Origin of the sequence: Pseudarthrobacter niigatensis, assembly GCF_030812615.1 — a bacterium.
Classification (GTDB): domain Bacteria; phylum Actinomycetota; class Actinomycetes; order Actinomycetales; family Micrococcaceae; genus Arthrobacter; species Arthrobacter niigatensis.
Genome location: NZ_JAUSTB010000009.1, coordinates 25,896 through 42,817, shown reverse-complemented (window position 1 = coordinate 42,817; position 16,922 = coordinate 25,896). Strand labels below are relative to the sequence as shown.

The following is a 16,922-nucleotide window of genomic DNA, read 5'->3' as shown; positions in this document are numbered from 1 at the left end:
TATGAGCACTGTCCCCGCCGCCACCAGCGCAACCAAGAAGAGCCGTCCGCAGGTCAACCTCACCGTACTGCGCAAGGAGCAGCTGTCCCCGCACATGGTCCGGATCGTTGCCGGCGGAGAGGGTTTCGGCGACTTCATCAACAACGGGTTCGTTGACCGGTACGTGAAGATCATTTTCCCGCAGCCGGACGTGCAGTACCCCTCCCCGTTGGACCTGGAGGTTGTCCGGGAAACCATGCCGCGCGACCAGTGGCCCTTCACCCGCACCTATACGGTCCGCTGGGTGGACCCGGAAACCCGGGAACTGGCCATCGACTTCGTGGTCCACGGCGACGAAGGGCTCGCCGGTCCTTGGGCGGCCAAGGCCCAGCCGGGCGAGACCCTAACGTTCACCGGCCCGGGCGGTGCGTACAATCCCAATCCCGGGGCCGACTGGTATCTCTTTGCCGGTGACGAAGCGGCCCTGCCCGCCATCGCCGCCAGCATCGAGGCCCTCCCGGCCGGGGCAACCGGCCTTGCCTTCCTGGAGGTGGGCTCCGAAGCCGACATCCAGCCCCTTTCGGCGCCTGCGGGTCTGCAGGTGACCTGGCTGCCCCGCAACGGCACCCCGGCCGGTTCCAGCGACCTGCTGGTCAAGGCCGTGGCGGACGCCGAATGGCCCAGCGGCATGGTGGACGTCTTTGCGCACGGCGAACGCGGCTACATGAAGGCGCTGCGGGAGGTCCTGTTCAAGCAGCGCGGCCTCGAACGCGGCCAGGTGTCCCTCTCCGGTTACTGGGCGCAGGGCCGGGTGGAGGACGTGTTCCAGGCTGAAAAGAAACTTCCGGTCGGCCAGATCTAGGTTTTGCTAGCGGCGGCGCGCCCGGCGCCGCTCGTTGCTGGCAAGGCTGCGGGTCAGGGGGCGGGCCAGCACGTCGCCCAGGACGATGCCCCCTGCCGTGCCCAGCACGATGGCACCGGCACTGAGCATCCCGCCGGCGCCCGCCAGGACCTCTGATTCCTCAACGGTGAGCACGTACATTGACCGGAATATTGTGAGGCCAGGCAGCAGGATCAGTGCCGCGGGCACCGCCACTACCAGCTGCGGTGCGCCCATGCGCAGTGCCACCACCCGGGCCAGCAGGCCAATGACGACGGCGGCGATGGCAGGTGAGAACCGGTCGCCGATACCCAACACTCCGCAGCCGAGCAGCACCAGGTAACCGGCGACGCCAACGGCCGCCGTGGGCAGCAACAGCTTCCAGGTGGTCTGTTCCGTGATGCCGATGGCCATCACCGCTGCGGCCACGAAGAGAATGAGGACCCAGAGGTCGTAGGCGGGCGGGAAAGTCTGGGTGACGTCGATGCGCTGCAGGCCGGTGAGCTCCCCCACGACGAAGGCAACGGCGATTCCTGCCACGATGGCGCCGAAGGTCAGGAGGGTGGACAGGAACCGGCCCGCCGCGGTTACGGGGAAGCCGTTGATGGCGTCCTGCACGGAGGACACCAGGCGGCCGGTGGGCAGGAGCAGCAGGATGCCGCCCACCACCACAATTGACGGTGACGTGGTGAGCCCCAGCTGCCACAACAGCAGCGCCAGGATGGTGACCACAAAGGAGCAGCTGGCGGTGATGAAGAAGTCAGGGACCCGCCAGCGTCCCAACTGCCGGGCCAGCAGGCTGATTCCGATATTTGCCGCGAACGCGATCGCCGATGACACCGGGCCGCCGCCCAGAACTCCCACGAACACCGCCGCGAAGATGCCGAACGCCACGGTAACCATCCACCGGGGGTACGGTTTGGGACTGGTGATGGCCTCGTTGAGCCTGCGGATCGCTTCGTCACGGCCCACGCCGCCGGCGACGATGTCGGTGACCAGCTGGTGCACCTTTGCCAGGCCCGCGTAGTTGTTGGTCCATGACCTCACCACGCGCAGCAGGGCGATGGGAGTCTGGTCCTTGGGTGCGTAGTTGATGCCTACGGACTGGTTCGTGATGTCCACCTCGATGTTCTTCAGCCCCAGGGCGGCCGTGACCGCGATGATGCTGGTTTCGACTTCGAGGGCACCGGCGCCGTAACGGAACATGGTTTCCGCCAGGTGCAAGGCAAAGTCCAAGGTCTTGCGCGCTGAGGTGTCCACGCCGCCCACCTGGATGGTGGGGTTGGCGTACGGGCTGCCCGCCAGCCGGTCCACAATGCTTAACGGAGCCGTGGGAGGGTTCTCGCCCTGGACCAGGCGGCGCAGCATCCGTTTGGCCGCAGCATCCTGCCGGAGCTGCGCAGGGGTCAGCGGTTCAGTCTTGGGCAGGCCGTCAGTTGTCGGCCTGGACCCGGGCCGTTCGGGCCGGTTGGTCATGCCCGGTTCCTCCCTGTGCGCGGTTGATGGACTGTCAGGATGCGCGCTTCAGCGGCAGTTTGCCCAGCAGTGTGCGGGCGGCCGCCGCGGCGGACCTGGCGAGCTTGTTGGCATGGAAGATGGCCGGACGCACCGGCAGGACGAAGTCGCCCACCAGCTGGACCACCTCACCGCCGAAGCCCTTCTTGAACTCGTAGCCGCCGTGGCCTTCCTCGTCCTGCCCGGAGATGCCGAACGTGCCATAGAAGTTGTAGCGCGGGTAGCCCTTCTCCAGGGCGTGCAGCATCATTCCCCAGTAGAGGGAGGTTGCGCCGTTGAAGTAGATGTAGTCCTGGACGGTGCCTCCGATGACGCACACCACCTCGTCGCCGTAGCAAACAAAATGGATGGCTGCCACGGTTGCCGTTCCGACCGAGTCGGGGAACCGCTCGATGTCCTTCAGGCTCCGCTCGTAGCTGTCCACCAGGTCCTGGACCACCTTGAGCCGGTTGGCCTTCTTCTTGCTGCCTGTCTCCTCAACCTCGCGGCGGAGTTCGGCTGCCGTGGCTGACTCCGCGGCCAGGCGTTCGGTAATGGACTTGCGGTAGGCCGGGATGTCGATCTTGGCCATCATCAGCTTGGTGAATTCCGCGGAGGTGGTGCGGAGCAGGTTCTCGTAGTAGGCGCGTTCGCGGTACACGAAGCCCTTTTCGTCGCCGGCGCGGCTCAGTGCGCCGTAGAAATCTTCGAGGGTTTCCAGGGTGGCCTGTTCGAGGAAGACGCCGTTCTTCTCCGCCTTGCGGATGGCTTTCCGCGTCCGGTAGCTGGTGCCCATGATCAGTTCTTCGGCGTCCTGGATCCCTACCAGGTTCTTGATGAACATCCAGTTGACGTTGACGAAGTTCATGTCCAGGCCCTGGTGCTGGAAGCCCAGTCGCTCCAGGTCTGCCACCAGCGGCCGGTTGTCTTCGACGTCCGGCTGCTCCGCGCCGTCGGCGTCCCGGGCGATGTACCGGATGTTGGGAGAGATCCGCAGCTCAGCGGCTTTGCGGCCGGCCGCATGCTTGCGGAGGAGCCCGACGACGGCGCCCACCAGTTCGCGGTCCGTGTAGTCCATGAGGGGGCCCTTGGCGCATTCGCAGACGGTGTATCCCAGCCGGGTGGTGGTGAAGTTGAGCTTTCCGGCGGCGACAAGTTCGCCGTCGCGCCGGACTCCGAAGAGTTCCACCTGCTGTCCACGGGCGCGCTGGAAGCGGGCAAAGTCGATGGACTGCAGGAAACTGTTCTGCGGGTGCTTCAGGGCGAAGGCCTCGAAGTCGGCGTCGCTGAGGTTGGCGTACTGAAGCCCGGTAGCGGCGGAAACTGTGTTCAAGGGGTGACCTTCTTCTCGACTCTTCGCGGCCGGGGGGCTCACGGGGCGGACGGTATTCGGGGCAGGCTGCACAGGGGTGCGGCCCGGCGGGTGCCTGGGTGTTGGCGCGTGGTGGGGGCTGGTCAGTAGAACTGCTGGCCGGTGCGTGCGGTTTCGATCCGGCGGAACACCTTTTCTCCTCCGTTGACCCAGAGCCGGTGCCGGAGTGGGGACAGGACGTAGTCGTGGCAGCCCACAAAGTCGGTGACGGTCTTGGTGAAGCTGGTCTTGAACATCCCCATGCCGTAGAGGTTGTGGGCCTTGTCCTTGATGCGCTCAGCAGGCGGGGTTCCACAGAAGTCGTATTCCGTGCAGCCGAGTTCCTGCATCCGTTTAATGGCAGTCCACTGCACCAGGTGCGAATCCCCGTATTGCTTGCGGTTCTGGGTGGAGCCGCCGTCCTTGTAGGTTGCCTTGGCACCGTAGTTGATCACGAAGGCGCCGACGCTGGGTTTTCCGTCCTCGTAGGTGAAGAAGAAGTTGCCCTGGCCGCGGTTGCAGAACTCGTCCCAGAACCGGGCGTAGTAGTCGTAGCTGCGGAGCGGCATGGATCCCTTTGCGCTGACGGTATTGGCCATCAGGTCGTACAACGTCCGGTAGGTTTCCGGCCCATGCTCCTGCCGGACCACCTGGCAGCCCTCACGCTCTGCACGCCGGATGGCGTTCCGTGCGCGGGAGGAGACGGCCTTGAACACTTCCTCTTCCGTGCCGGAGATGTCCAGCAGGGCGGTGGAGTCGTTGGACTGGATGTTGGGGGCCTTGGCCAGGTTGGCCGCTGCGAGTTCCCGCCGCGCGTCGTCGGAGTCGATGATGTCCGGTTCCACCTTGATGGTGAAGACGTTCAGCCTCCTGCCGCGGACCAACCGGGCGCACGCTTCGAGGGCAGGTCCCAGGTCCGCTGCCCCTGCCAGGTCAGGGCCCTTAATGAGGTACCAGAGCCGGCCCAGGACGGGAAAGCTCTTTTCCAGGACCAGGTTGTAGCTGGAGTTCCCTCCGCCTTCCAGCACCAGGAACCGGACTTTCCAGCCACTTCCGTTCTTGACCGATGCGTAGGCGGCGGATTGCAGCATGTTGCCGCCGTTCGGGTTGGCCGTGACGTGCTTGTCCCAGTTCTCAATTTCCTCGGCTGTGGCAAAACGTGCGGTGAATTCTCGCAAGGGGGCCGTGTCCAATCGGGTTTGTGCGCGGTTTCGGTACTTCTGGATGCGTGCGGACATGCAGCCTCAAGTCTAAAGCCTCGGGCGGCTCCGGCTCTTCTTCAGCATCCCTGGAGCGACACCACCCCGTTGTGGCGAGCCACCTTGACGGAGCTCAGCAGGGTCAACAAGGGTTGGGGTATGAAGCTGGATGGGGAACAAGGCATGGCTGCCGCGGGAGGCGGAAGCCGGCCGTACAGCGCAGCCGTGCAGGCTGCTGGGCTTGCCGGTTTCCTGCTGGCCTCACTGCTCGTGGCGGCGCTGGGCGGACTCGCTTCGGCGGCAAACGTCACGGGCTGGTACGCCGCCGCGGACAAGGCCCCCTGGTCCCCGCCCAATGGTGTGTTCGGCCCCGTATGGACCATCCTCTATGCGGCAATGGCCCTTGCAGCGTGGCTGGTATGGCGCCAACGTGCCGATGGGACACGGCAGGCCATGGTGGTTTACGGCATCCAACTGGCCCTCAACCTGGCCTGGACCCCGGCGTTCTTCGCCCTCTATCCTGCCCTTGGCACGGCAGCGCTGTGGCTGGGCCTGGCCATCATCCTGGCCCTGATTGCTGCCGTTACGGTGACGGTGCTGCATTTCGGTCCCATCAACCGGATGGCAGGGTTACTCCTGCTGCCATACATCTCATGGCTGGTGTTCGCGGCCAGCCTCAACTGGTGGGCGGCCGTCCACAACTAGGCACCTTGGGTCAGCATTCGACGACGTTGACGGCGAGGCCGCCCATGGCGGTTTCCTTGTATTTGTCGCTCATGTCCTTGCCGGTTTCGCGCATGGTGATGATGACTTCGTCGAGGGAGACGCGGTGGGTGCCGTCGCCCCAGAGCGCCATTTTCGCGGCGTTGATCGCTTTCGCGGCCGCGATCGCGTTCCGTTCGATGCAGGGGACCTGGACCAGCCCGCCGATCGGGTCACAGGTCAGGCCCAGGTTGTGTTCCATCGCGATTTCCGCGGCGTTCTCCACCTGGGCGGGGGTGCCGCCCATGACTTCGGCCAGGCCCGCGGCGGCCATCGAGGACGCGGAGCCTACCTCGCCCTGGCAGCCTACCTCGGCCCCGGAGATCGAGGCCTGTTCCTTGTAAAGCACCCCCACGGCGCCGGCAGCGAGCAGGAACCGCACCACCACATCATCCCGGTCCGCCTGCGTTGCCTGGTCCATGCCCGGGGCGAAATGCAGGGCGTAGAACAACACCGCGGGGATGATCCCGGCCGCCCCGTTCGTGGGCGCGGTGACCACCCGGCCGCCGGAGGCGTTTTCCTCGTTCACGGCCAACGCCACCAAGTTAACCCACTCCTGCCAATACCGTGGGTCGTAGTGGTCCTGCCCGTCCTGGCCGGTGTCTTCGGGGCGGGCGGTTTCCTTCTTCAACCGCTCGTACCAGTCAGGGGCGCGGCGGCGGACCTTCAACCCGCCCGGCAGCACCCCTTCGCGTTTGAGCGAGGTCTGCACGCAGTTCTCCATCACGGACCAGATGTGCAGCAGCCCGGCACGGATCTCCTCCCCGGAGCGGGAGGCCAACTCGTTCGTGGACATCACGTCGGCGATGCCCAGCCCGGTCACCGCGCAGTGCGCCAACAACTCCGCCGCGGTCCGGAACGGCAGCGGCAGCCCGTCCTTGGACGCGTCCAGTTCCTGCTGCGCCGCGTCCTCCTCCCCCTCCCGGACGATGAACCCGCCACCGACCGAGAAGAACGTCGCCGCGTGCACCACCGAACCCTGCGCGTCGGTGACCGTGAACGTCATCCCGTTCGTGTGCCGCGGCAGCACCGTCAACGGCCGCAACACCATGTCCTTCACCCCATACGGCAGCGCCACCGACCCGGCCAGGTTCAGGACCCCGGTCTCCGCGATCGAGGCCAGCCGCTCCTCGACCTCTTCGGGCAGGATCAACTCCGGATGGAACCCCTCCAAGCCCAGCAGGACCGCCGTCATCGTCCCATGCCCGTGCCCCGTCGCTGCCAACGACCCATACAAATCCACCCGCAACCCCGCCACCCCAGCCAGCTTCCCCGAGGCCTTCAACTCCTCAGCGAACACAGCAGCAGCCCGCATCGGCCCCACAGTATGCGAAGACGACGGGCCAATCCCGATCGAAAAAAGATCAAAAACGCCAACAGCCACGCGATCGGTTCCTAACTAGACAGGTGTTTGGTTGGGTGGGAAGGGAGCAGGACATCCTCTGCGTGCTCGGTCGCGAAGACGCCCGCTGCGCGGACGTGACGCTCCCTTAGACGCACGCTGCCGGATGCCCCGCCCACTCCGCAAGCACGTCACCAAGGCGGGGTGCGCACAAGGGCCGGCGGAGCCGGACTTTTCGAAAGCCTGCGTCAAAGCGACGAAGGAGCAGCAGGCGTGAAAATGTCCAGTCCGCCGTCGCGAAGGTGACCACGGAGGGGCACCAAAAGCTACTTGGCGCGGCGATAGAACGGGAGGTCGACCACTTCGAACGGTTCTGCCTTGCCGCGGAGATCGATGTCCAAGGCCGTGCCGGGTGCCGAGTAATCGACGTCGACGTAGGCCATGGCGATCGGGTAGCCGAGGGTGGGTGATGGCTGGCCGGAGGTGACTTCACCGACTGTGTCCCCGTCCTTGAGTACGGGGTAGTGGGCCCGGCCTGCGCGGCGGCCCTTGCCTTTGAGGCCCACGAGGCGGCGGCCGGAGGTGCTGCCGGCGCCGGCTTCCTTCTTTGCTGCCAGCGCGGCCTTGCCAACGAAGTCGCCCTCCTTGGAGAGTGCGACGACGGGGCCCAGGCCGGCAGCGAACGGGTCACCCTGCAGCGACAGTTCGTTGCCGTACAGCGGCATCCCCGCTTCCAGGCGGAGGGAGTCGCGGGAGGCGAGGCCGGCGGGGGTCAGTTCCCCGTCGTCGGCGATGGCGGCCAGTGCCTGCCACAGTGCCGGGGCGTCATCGTTGGCCACGAAGATCTCGAACCCGTCCTCACCGGTGTACCCGGTGCGCGCGAGCAGGAGTTCCTTGCCGGCCCCGCCCACCAGGAACGGAACCTCCACGGCGGCGTAGTACTTCAGGTCCACCACCAGGGAGTGTTGTGCGGCCGGGACCAGGCGCAACAGGAGTTCCTGGGCCTTGGGGCCCTGCACCGCGATCAGCGATGTACGGGCCGAGGCGTCCTCCACCAGCACGTCAAACCCTGCGGCGCGTTCCTGAAGGGCTGCCGCCACCACTGCGGCGTTACCCGCGTTGGGCACCACCAGGAAGACGTCCGTGCCGTCTTCAGCGGCGGGACGGCGGTAGGTGATGAGGTCGTCGATGATGCCGCCGTCCTCGTTGCAGATCAGCGAGTACTTGGCCTTGCCCACGGCCATGGCGGAGATCTTTCCCACCAGGGCAAAGTCGAGGAAGGCGGCAGCCTGCCGCCCGGTGACCCAGACTTCGCCCATGTGGGAGAGATCGAACAGGCCCGCAGCTTTGCGGACGGCGTGGTGCTCGGCCAGTTCGGAGCTGTACTTGAGCGGCATCTGCCAGCCGCCGAAGTCGGTGAAGGAAGCGCGCAGCTTCTTGTGTTCGTCGTAAAGGGCGGTGTATTTCTCGGTCACGGTGCCGGTCCGTCAGTTTTCGAACTCTTCGAGCGGCGGGCAGGAGCAGATGAGGTTCCGGTCTCCGGCGGCGCCGTCGATCCGGCCCACCGGCGGGAAGTACTTGTCCTGCTTGTGGTGGGCAGGGAACGCGGCCTGCTCGCGCGGGTAGGCACGGTCCCAGTCGGAGCTGACGACGGCGGCTGCCGTGTGGGGTGCGCGCCGCAAGGGTGAATCCGCCACGGCAAAGTCGCCGTTGGCCACCTGGTCGATCTCCCTGCGGATGGTGATCATGGCCTCGATGAAGCGGTCGATCTCGGCCAGGTCCTCGGACTCGGTGGGCTCCACCATCAGCGTGCCCGCTACGGGGAACGCCAGGGTGGGGGCGTGGAAACCGAAGTCGATCAGCCGCTTGGCCACATCCTCCGCGGTGACGCCGGTCCTGGCCGTGAGTTCGCGCAGGTCCAGGATGCATTCATGCGCCACGAGGCCACCTTCGCCGGTGTAGAGGACCGGGAAGTAGTCGTTCAGGCGCACGGCAACGTAGTTCGCCGCGAGCAATGCTGCCTTGGTGGCCTCGGTCAGGCCTTCCCCGCCCATGAGCTTCACGTAGGCCCAGGAGATCGGCAGCACACCCGCCGAACCGAACCGGGACGCCGAGATGGCTACCCCGTGGCCTTCCTCATGCGCTGCCTTGTTCGCGTCGCCGGGCATAAACGGTGCCAGGTGGGCCTTCGCCGCGACCGGCCCGACGCCGGGTCCCCCGCCGCCGTGCGGGATGCAGAAGGTCTTGTGCAGGTTCAGGTGGGACACATCCCCGCCGAACTGGCCGGGCTGGGCCAGGCCCACCAGGGCGTTCAGGTTGGCGCCGTCGATATAGACCTGGCCGCCGGCAGCGTGCACGGCGTCGCAAACCTCCCGGACGTCCCCGTCATAGACGCCGTGGGTGGACGGGTAGGTGATCATGATGCAGGACAGGACGTCCTTATTGGCTTCGATCTTGGCCGTCAGGTCATCGTGATTGATGGTGCCGTCCGCGGCGGTGGCAACCACTACGACCTTCATGCCGGCCAGGACGGCGGAGGCAGCGTTGGTGCCATGGGCCGAGGCCGGGATCAGGCAGACGTTGCGCTGCTGCTCGCCGCGGGAGTGGTGGTACCCGCGGATAGCCAGCAGCCCGGCCAGTTCGCCCTGGGAGCCCGCGTTGGGCTGGATGGACACCTGGTCATACCCGGTGATCGTGGTCAGGTCCGCTTCCAGGTCCGCGATGAGTTCGCGCCAGCCTTCGGTCTGGGAGTCCGGGGCGAAGGGGTGGATGGAGGCGAACTCCGGCCAGGAGATGGCTTCCATCTCGGCGGTGGCGTTCAGCTTCATGGTGCACGAGCCCAGCGGGATCATGGTGCGGTCCAGCGCCAGGTCCCGGTCCGACAGCTTCCGGATGTAGCGCAGGAGCTGGGTTTCGGACCGGTACGTGTTGAAGACCGGGTGCTGCAGGTAGTCGGTGGAACGCTCCACGGCGGCCTCCAGCCCAAAGCCCCGGCCCTCGCCGCGGATCCCGGCAACGGTGGCGCCAAAGACGTCGGCAACCTCGGCGACGATGGCCGGCGTCGTGGTTTCATCCAGGGAAATGCCCACGGTGTCGGCGTCGACGGGACGCAGGTTGATCCCGCGTGCTTCGGCGGCGGCGACAATCGCGGCAGCGCGTCCCGGGACCCGGACCGTCAGGGTGTCGAAAAAGCTCGTGTGCAGCACCTCCACGCCGGCACCCGCCAGCGAGGCCGCCAGTGTTCGCGCGTGGCCGTGGGCGGTTTCCGCGATCGCCTTCAGCCCGTCGGGGCCGTGGTAGACGGCGTACATGGAGGAGACGATGGCCAGGAGGGCCTGCGCGGTGCAGATGTTGGACGTGGCCTTTTCGCGGCGGATGTGCTGCTCGCGCGTCTGCAGCGCGAGGCGGTACGCGGGCATCCCTGAGTCATCCTTGGACACGCCCACCAGGCGGCCGGGCAGCGAACGCTCCATGCCCTTGCGAACGGCCATGTAGGCGGCGTGCGGCCCGCCGAAGAACAGCGGCACCCCGAAACGCTGCGTGGAGCCGACGGCGATGTCGGCGCCCTGCTCGCCCGGAGGCGTTATCAGGGTCAGGGCCAGCAGGTCGGCGGCCACGGTAACCAGCGCACCGCGGTCCTTCGCCGCCGCAATGGTGGCGGACTGATCCCAGACCCGGCCTGAGGCGCCGGGCTGCTGGAGCACGATCCCGTTGATCGCACCTTCAGGGAGGCCCTTGGACAGGTCGGCAACCTCAACCTCGAAGCCGAGCGCCTCGGCGCGGCCCTTGACGATGGCAATGGTCTGGGGCAGGACGTCGGCGTCCAGGACGGTCTTGCCGTCGTGGGCGTCTTTGGTCTTGTTGGCGCGGCGCATGAGCAGCACCGCTTCGGCCACGGCGGTGGCTTCATCCAGCAGGGAGGCGTTGGCGATGGGCAGGCCCACCAGGTCCTGGACCATGGTCTGGAAGTTCAGGAGTGCCTCAAGCCGGCCCTGGGAAATTTCGGGCTGGTACGGGGTGTAGGCGGTGTACCAGGCCGGGGCCTCGAGGATGTTCCGGCGGATCACGGCAGGGGTGATGGTGTCGTAGTAGCCCTGGCCAATCATCTGGACCGCGGTCTTGTTCTTGGCGGCCAGCCGGCGCAATTCAGCAAGCACCTCAACCTCGCTGAGGGCATCCTGCAGGCGGAGGGCAGTGTCCTGGCGGATGACCTTGGGCACGGCCGTGTCCACCAGGGAATCGACCGTGCCGTAGCCCACGGCTTTGAGCATGGTGTCGACGTCGTCCTGGCGGCGTGCGCCAATGTGGCGGTCTACGAAGGTGGTGGAGGCTGGGGTAACCGACACGAAGGAACTCCATTTATTCAGGCGGCGCAGGGTACGCCACAGCTATTCGGGTCCCTCCCCGCTCTGTATTGGACCTGAGAGTTTCCGCGTTGCCTGCCTGCGCAGGAACCGCTTGCACCGTCGGTGAGCACAACAGCCGTCCCGCTTCCCCCCAAGGGAGGCCGGACAACTGCCTGCTGCTTTCCAGAGGTGCCTCGCCGCGGCGGTACAGGGGCCTGCGAGATTCCTGGGGAGGATTTGCTCCTACGGCGCCTGCCTGTACTTCCGGCAGAACTCTCCCGCCGCAGATCAAAGGCTATTCATTTGTTGGATCATGACGGCCGGTGACAGCCCTCACAACTCTCCATTGTCCTACGCCAGAAGCCCTCCGGCAAATGGAAAACTACCTGCGGAGCCGTTCCAACGCGGCCAGGAGTTCCTCCACGTCAGCGGCTGCTCCGCCTTCCGGCGCAGGGCCCACGGAAAGCATGGCATTGAAGTACAAACCGTCACCCATATACAGGACAGCCCTTGCCAGGCCGGGCCCCACATCCGCAGCAATCTCGTCCAGCCACCGCTGCTGGATGGCGGCGAACCGGCGGCGGGTCTCCTCATGCGCCACCTCGGCAAGCCGCGTGGCGGCCACAATGACCCGGTCCAGAGGAGTATCCGCCCAGACAGAGGAACGGATGAAATACGCGGCGGCACCTTCGCTGGCCGAAGCCATCGCGTCGGCATCCGCCTTGGCCAACCCCTCAAGGCGGTCCAGCAGCACGGCGATGAGCGCTTCCTTGTTGGGAAAGTGGTAGAGGAGGCCACCTTTGGACACCCCGGCCTTACGGGCTACGGCGTCGAGGGTTGCAGCGCGCTCCCCCACTTCGATCAGCAGGGACTCGAAGGCGTCAAGGACCGCATCACGGGCTACAGGCTTTCGGGGCATGCCTTCCATCATGCCCTCCACCGGCAGGGAAGAAGGAATGCTTCGGTTTCAAACTGTACCGTCCAGACGGTACAGTTATTACATGACGACCTCCATCAGCCCGGCCTCCGTACAAAGGGACAGCTCCGCCATGCGGCCACCGTGGCGGGATTGGCTTGCGTTGGGGCTGCTGATGTTTCCCGTGCTGCTGGTGGCAGTGGACAATACCGCCCTGACCTTCGCCCTGCCCGCCATCGCCCGCGCCCTGGAACCGACGGGCCTGCAGCTGCTGTGGATCGTGGACGCCTATCCACTGGTCCTGGCAGGGCTGCTGGTATCAATGGGAAGCCTCGGCGACCGGATTGGGCGGCGGCGGCTGCTGGTCGTCGGCAGCCTGGGCTTCGCAGGGCTGTCCGCCGCCACGGCATTCGCGCCCACCCCGGAGTGGCTGATCGCCGGCCGCGCGGCGCTCGGGTTCTTCGGCGCCATGCTGATGCCGTCCACCTTGTCGCTGATCCGCAACATTTTCCCGGAGCCCAACCGCCGGCGGATGGCCATTGCCATCTGGGCTGCCGGATTCTCCGGCGGCGCCGCCCTGGGCCCCATCCTCGGTGGATGGCTGGTGGAGCACTTCTGGTGGGGTGCCGTGTTCCTGGTGGCCGTGCCACTCATGCTGCCCCTGCTGGCGCTGGGGCCGGCCTTCATTCCGGAGTCCAGGGATCCCGCGCCGGGAAGAGCGGATATTCCCAGCGTCCTGCTCTCCATGCTGGTCATGGTGCCCGCGGTCTACGGCATAAAGTCGGTAGCCACCGAAGGTCCGGGGCCGGCCGGGCTGGGAAGCATCGCCTTCGGCCTGGCCATGGGCATTGTGTTCGTGCGGCGCCAGCACCGGCTGGAGCACCCGCTGCTGGACATGTCACTGTTCCGCAACAGGGTGTTCAGCATGGCCATCAGCGCCAACGTTTTGGCCCTGTTTTCCTTCAACGGGTTCATCCTTTTCCTTGCCCAGCACCTCCAACTCCTGGAGGGGATGACACCGTCGGCGGCGGGCATTGCCATGCTCCCGGCCCTGGCAGCCACAGTGACGGCAGGGCTGGTGGTGGTCCCGCTGGTCCGGAAGGTCCGTCCGGGGTACGTCGTGGCCGCGGGCCTGTCCTTCAGCGCCGTCGGCTACAGCATGGTGGCGTTCGGAAACGACGGCGGGGGCCCGCCCCTGCTGCTGGCAGCATTGCTGGTCCTGGCGCTGGGCGTAGGCACGGCGGAAACCATCTCGAACGACCTCATCCTCGGCTCGGCCCCGCCGGCGAAATCCGGCGCTGCGGCAGCGATTTCCGAGACGGGCTACGAGGTGGGATCGCTGCTGGGGACCGCGGTGCTGGGTTCCATCCTGACCGCGTCCTACCAGCAGAACCTCCGGCTGCCGGCGGGGCTGGAGGCCATGCTGCCCGGAACCTCGCTGCACAACGCCAGGGAAACGCTGGCCGGTGCGGTGGACGCAGCCAACCTGGTGCCGGCACCGCTCGCCGGAGCCCTCAAGGACGCTGCGGCGGCCGCCTTCGATTCCGGCGTGCATGTTACGGCGGCAATTGGGCTGGTCCTCATGGCGACGGCGGCAGTGCTCGCCGCCGTCGTCCTCCGGAAAGTGCCCAAAGCGGCTTAGCGGAACATCCGCAGTGTTGTCCGGACAACAGCCAGGCGTCCGGCGCGGCGGGATCCGCCGGTGCCGGACGCCCGTGTGGACTGCCCGCTACTTGGAGTCGGCCGCGGTGACCTTGGCGCTGGGCTTCATGTTTTCCGCCTGCACCATCCAGGCGAACTGCTCCAGCCGGGCGATGAACTCGTGCAGGAGGTCCGCGGAGGTGGGGTCTTCCTCATCCACTTCGTCATGGACCTTGCGCATGGTGCCCACGGCTGCCTCCATGGCAGCGACGATCCGCTCGATGGCATCCGCGGTGCTGATCAGCCCTTCCGGGAACTGGGCCAGGCTGGTGGTCTCGGCAACGGTGGCGCTGCGGCCGTCGGGAAGCGCGTGCAGGGCGCGCATGCGCTCGGCGGTGTCGTCGGCGAACTGGCGGGCAGCGTCCACAATCTCGTCAAGCTGCAGGTGAAGGTCGCGGAAGTTGGTGCCCACGATGTTCCAGTGCGCCTGCTTGCCCTGAACGTGGAGCTCGATCAGGTCCGCCAGGACGGCCTGCAGGTTGTTGGTCAGTGTCGGTGAAGCTTTCATGCATCCTCCTCAATTGGTCCAGTACGGCAGACGCTACCAGCCCCGAACGGCGCGGCGGCAGGGCAAAAGGCAATTTCTCAGTGAGCTTACTAATTTCGGAAACCAGTCATAAACGAATGTGATTCATATTGCGTCTTGCATCACAGGCGGGGCACCCCCATACTAAATGAACGCCATTCATATAGTGACCTCCGTCTCACAGCCTTCCAGAAAGTGGTGCCATGACAGAGACAATCCGCACCAGTACTGCCAAACCCGGCCCGCACGCGCACGCGCCCTCCGCGGACGGCGTCAGCGCCAAGGGACTCAAGGGCGGCCAGCTCGGGCTCCTGGCCGTCGTCGTCCTGGGTATTTCCACCATTGCCCCCGCCTACACCCTCACCAGCGCACTGGGACCCACCGTCAATGAAGCCGGCCTGCAGCTGCCCGTCATTTTCCTCATTGGGTTCATCCCCATGATCCTGGTCTCGCTCGCCTACCGGGAGCTCAATGCCGACTCCCCGGACAGCGGCACCACCTTCACCTGGGTGACCAAGGCCTTCGGTCCGTGGATCGGCTGGATGGGCGGGTGGGGCCTGCTCGCCGCCAACATCATCGTGCTGTCCAACCTGGCCGGCGTCGCCGTCGACTTCTTCTACCTCTTCCTCTCCCAGCTCACCGGTTCCCCCGAACTGGCAGACCTGGCGGACAACAAGGCGCTCAACGTCATCACATGCTTCGTGTTCGTGGCGCTGGCCGTCTGGGTCAGCTACCGCGGCCTGCACACCACCAAGCTGGTGCAATACAGCCTGGTGGGCTTCCAACTGCTGGTGCTGGGCCTGTTCGTGGCCATGGCCTTCGCCAACTGGTCCACCTCGGAAACAGCAATCCCGTTCAGCTGGGACTGGTTCGACGTCACCAAGATCGAGACGTTCGGACAGATCGCCGCCGGCATCTCCCTCTCAATTTTCGTGTACTGGGGCTGGGATGTCTGCCTGACGGTCAACGAGGAAACAGCCAACGGCAAGAAGACCGCCGGCGTGGCCGGTACCCTGACCGCCGTCATCGTCCTTGCCATCTACCTGCTGGTCAGCATCGCCACCATGATGTTCGCCGGCGTCGGCGATACCGGGAACGGGTTGAACAACGCCGAGAACCACGAGAACATCTTCACGGCGCTGGCCTCCCCCATCATGGGCCCATTCGCCATCCTGATGTCCCTGGCCGTGCTGTCCAGCTCCGCCGCGTCCCTGCAGTCAACCTTCATGTCGCCCTCGCGCAGCCTGCTGGCCATGGCACACTACGGCGCGCTGCCGGCACCCTTCAGCCGCATCAGCAGCAAGTTCTCCACGCCGGGCTTCGCCACCATCGCCGCCGGCGTCATGTCTGCGGGGTTCTATGCAGTCATGCATGTGGTCAGCGAGAACGTCCTGAACGACACCATCCTGGCCCTGGGCCTGATGATCTGCTTCTATTACGGGCTCACCGCCTTGGCCTGCACGTGGTACTTCCGCTACAGCCTGTTCAACAGCATGCGGCACTTCGTGCTGCGGCTGGTGTGCCCGGTGATGGGCGGCGTGGGGCTGTTCGTAGTATTCGTCCAGACCGCCATGGACAGCCTGGCACCTGAGTTTGGCAGCGGTTCAGAGGTGTTTGGCATAGGCCTGGTATTCATCCTGGGCGTCGGCATCCTGGCCCTGGGCGCCGTGGTCATGCTGGTCATGTCCCGTACGCACCCGGGCTTCTTCCGCGGCGAAACCCTCAAGCAGGACACCCCCGCGCTGGTGGTTCCGGAATAACTTCCAACCCAAAAGGTGCCGCGCCCCCACCGGGGCCCGGCACCTTTTCGGTGTGGCGGCGACGGACGCTCACCAGTAGTGCGCCACGTCGATGACCAGGCGGGAGCCGGCGCCCGGACCGTCAAGGGCGAACACCCGGAACGGGAGGCGGGCACGGACGCCCACGCCGATGGTGGCCTGGCCCTCGAAGCTTCCGGCCCAGACCACCTGGCGGAAGGTTTGGTATCCGGAAACGTCGGAGAGCCCGGCCTTGTCGGCGGGTGTGTAGGTAGGCTGGCCGTTGGCGTCGTAGGCAGGCGCTTTGACGACGACCTGCAGCCGGGCGCCGCCCCGGGTGGGCACGATTGCGCCCGAGCCGTCCTGGATGACCTGCGGGACGTAGCGCACGGTGTAGCCGGGGGCCGGCGCGCCGCCCAGGTCAACCACCAGCCGGTCAAAGCAATAGTGCTGCCCGGTCCGGACGTTCGTCACGGGCACGCGGCCCATGGCGCCGTCCGACTTGATCAGCGAACCCCATGTGAGTCCGCAGTAGGGAGCCGCGGAGGCGGGCCCCTCGACGACGATTCCCAGCCCGACCGCCAGCAGGATGGCCGCGAGCCAGATGGAGAACTTTTTCATTGTGGTGCCACCCAAAATAAGGGCTATTGGATGCTTCCAGCGTAGGAG

The 16,922-nt window shown here is 66.1% G+C and carries 13 protein-coding genes and 1 riboswitch; of the genes, 4 read left to right on the top strand and 9 right to left on the bottom strand.

Annotated features, from left to right (window positions below; genetic code table 11):
• Position 1 precedes the first annotated feature (1 nt).
• Positions 2-841: a siderophore-interacting protein gene (locus J2T23_RS13720; protein WP_141158052.1), complete on the top strand. Its 840-nt coding sequence runs from the start codon at positions 2-4 to the stop codon at positions 839-841.
• A gap of 6 nt (positions 842-847) precedes the next feature.
• Here the strand turns inward: J2T23_RS13720 and J2T23_RS13715 are convergent, their stop codons facing one another.
• The 3 genes from J2T23_RS13715 to J2T23_RS13705 all read right to left on the bottom strand — a co-directional run bounded on the left by J2T23_RS13715 (position 848) and on the right by J2T23_RS13705 (position 4,942).
• The gene (locus J2T23_RS13715) at positions 848-2,335 is read right to left on the bottom strand and encodes a threonine/serine exporter family protein (protein ID WP_141158053.1); all 1,488 of its coding nucleotides are present in this window, start codon (positions 2,333-2,335) and stop codon (positions 848-850) included.
• Positions 2,336-2,369: 34 nt separating this feature from the next.
• Positions 2,370-3,686 carry a peptidoglycan bridge formation glycyltransferase FemA/FemB family protein gene (locus tag J2T23_RS13710; RefSeq protein ID WP_307360773.1) on the bottom strand — a complete coding sequence of 439 codons (1,317 nt, stop codon included), beginning with the start codon at positions 3,684-3,686 and terminating at the stop codon, positions 2,370-2,372.
• Positions 3,687-3,808: 122 nt separating this feature from the next.
• Positions 3,809-4,942: a lipid II:glycine glycyltransferase FemX gene (locus tag J2T23_RS13705; protein ID WP_307360770.1), complete on the bottom strand. Its 1,134-nt coding sequence runs from the start codon at positions 4,940-4,942 to the stop codon at positions 3,809-3,811.
• 120 nt (positions 4,943-5,062) lie between these two features.
• Between J2T23_RS13705 and J2T23_RS13700 the strand changes: the two genes are divergently transcribed.
• The gene (locus tag J2T23_RS13700; protein ID WP_307360766.1) at positions 5,063-5,608 is read left to right on the top strand and encodes a TspO/MBR family protein; all 546 of its coding nucleotides are present in this window, start codon (positions 5,063-5,065) and stop codon (positions 5,606-5,608) included.
• Between the two features lie 10 nt (positions 5,609-5,618).
• On the opposite strand, the gene J2T23_RS13695 is transcribed toward J2T23_RS13700, so the two are convergent.
• The 4 genes from J2T23_RS13695 to J2T23_RS13680 form a co-directional block, all read right to left on the bottom strand.
• A complete protein-coding gene (locus tag J2T23_RS13695; protein WP_141158410.1) occupies positions 5,619-7,049 on the bottom strand; it encodes an L-serine ammonia-lyase in 1,431 nt (476 codons plus the stop codon).
• Positions 7,050-7,333: 284 nt separating this feature from the next.
• On the bottom strand, positions 7,334-8,482 hold the full coding sequence (gene gcvT, locus J2T23_RS13690; protein ID WP_307360763.1) for a glycine cleavage system aminomethyltransferase GcvT: 1,149 nt from the start codon (positions 8,480-8,482) through the stop codon (positions 7,334-7,336).
• Between the two features lie 12 nt (positions 8,483-8,494).
• Positions 8,495-11,353 (bottom strand): aminomethyl-transferring glycine dehydrogenase, encoded by a 2,859-nt coding sequence (gene gcvP / locus J2T23_RS13685; RefSeq protein ID WP_307360760.1) that lies wholly within the window; start codon positions 11,351-11,353, stop codon positions 8,495-8,497.
• A 193-nt stretch (positions 11,354-11,546) separates the two neighbouring features.
• Positions 11,547-11,644, bottom strand: a riboswitch (glycine riboswitch).
• A gap of 91 nt (positions 11,645-11,735) precedes the next feature.
• Positions 11,736-12,272 carry a TetR/AcrR family transcriptional regulator gene (locus J2T23_RS13680; RefSeq protein WP_141158060.1) on the bottom strand — a complete coding sequence of 179 codons (537 nt, stop codon included), beginning with the start codon at positions 12,270-12,272 and terminating at the stop codon, positions 11,736-11,738.
• 82 nt (positions 12,273-12,354) lie between these two features.
• On the opposite strand from J2T23_RS13680, the gene J2T23_RS13675 reads away from it, so the two are divergent.
• The gene (locus J2T23_RS13675; RefSeq protein ID WP_307360756.1) at positions 12,355-13,911 is read left to right on the top strand and encodes an MFS transporter; all 1,557 of its coding nucleotides are present in this window, start codon (positions 12,355-12,357) and stop codon (positions 13,909-13,911) included.
• A gap of 87 nt (positions 13,912-13,998) precedes the next feature.
• Here the strand turns inward: J2T23_RS13675 and J2T23_RS13670 are convergent, their stop codons facing one another.
• Positions 13,999-14,478 carry a Dps family protein gene (locus tag J2T23_RS13670; RefSeq protein ID WP_307360754.1) on the bottom strand — a complete coding sequence of 160 codons (480 nt, stop codon included), beginning with the start codon at positions 14,476-14,478 and terminating at the stop codon, positions 13,999-14,001.
• A 221-nt stretch (positions 14,479-14,699) separates the two neighbouring features.
• Between J2T23_RS13670 and J2T23_RS13665 the strand changes: the two genes are divergently transcribed.
• Positions 14,700-16,256: an APC family permease gene (locus J2T23_RS13665; protein WP_307360752.1), complete on the top strand. Its 1,557-nt coding sequence runs from the start codon at positions 14,700-14,702 to the stop codon at positions 16,254-16,256.
• Positions 16,257-16,325: 69 nt separating this feature from the next.
• Here the strand turns inward: J2T23_RS13665 and J2T23_RS13660 are convergent, their stop codons facing one another.
• Positions 16,326-16,874, bottom strand: a complete 549-nt coding sequence (locus tag J2T23_RS13660) for an AMIN-like domain-containing (lipo)protein (RefSeq protein ID WP_141158064.1) — start codon at positions 16,872-16,874, stop codon at positions 16,326-16,328.
• Positions 16,875-16,922 lie beyond the last annotated feature (48 nt).

Coding starts and splice junctions, on each gene's coding strand:
- J2T23_RS13720 (WP_141158052.1), top strand. CDS start 2: ATGAGCACTGTCCCCGCCGCCACCAGCGCAACCAAGAAGAGCCGTCCG.
- J2T23_RS13715 (WP_141158053.1), bottom strand. CDS start 2,335: ATGACCAACCGGCCCGAACGGCCCGGGTCCAGGCCGACAACTGACGGC.
- J2T23_RS13705 (WP_307360770.1), bottom strand. CDS start 4,942: ATGTCCGCACGCATCCAGAAGTACCGAAACCGCGCACAAACCCGATTG.
- J2T23_RS13700 (WP_307360766.1), top strand. CDS start 5,063: ATGAAGCTGGATGGGGAACAAGGCATGGCTGCCGCGGGAGGCGGAAGC.
- J2T23_RS13680 (WP_141158060.1), bottom strand. CDS start 12,272: ATGCCCCGAAAGCCTGTAGCCCGTGATGCGGTCCTTGACGCCTTCGAG.
- J2T23_RS13675 (WP_307360756.1), top strand. CDS start 12,355: ATGACGACCTCCATCAGCCCGGCCTCCGTACAAAGGGACAGCTCCGCC.
- J2T23_RS13670 (WP_307360754.1), bottom strand. CDS start 14,478: ATGAAAGCTTCACCGACACTGACCAACAACCTGCAGGCCGTCCTGGCG.
- J2T23_RS13665 (WP_307360752.1), top strand. CDS start 14,700: ATGACAGAGACAATCCGCACCAGTACTGCCAAACCCGGCCCGCACGCG.
- J2T23_RS13660 (WP_141158064.1), bottom strand. CDS start 16,874: ATGAAAAAGTTCTCCATCTGGCTCGCGGCCATCCTGCTGGCGGTCGGG.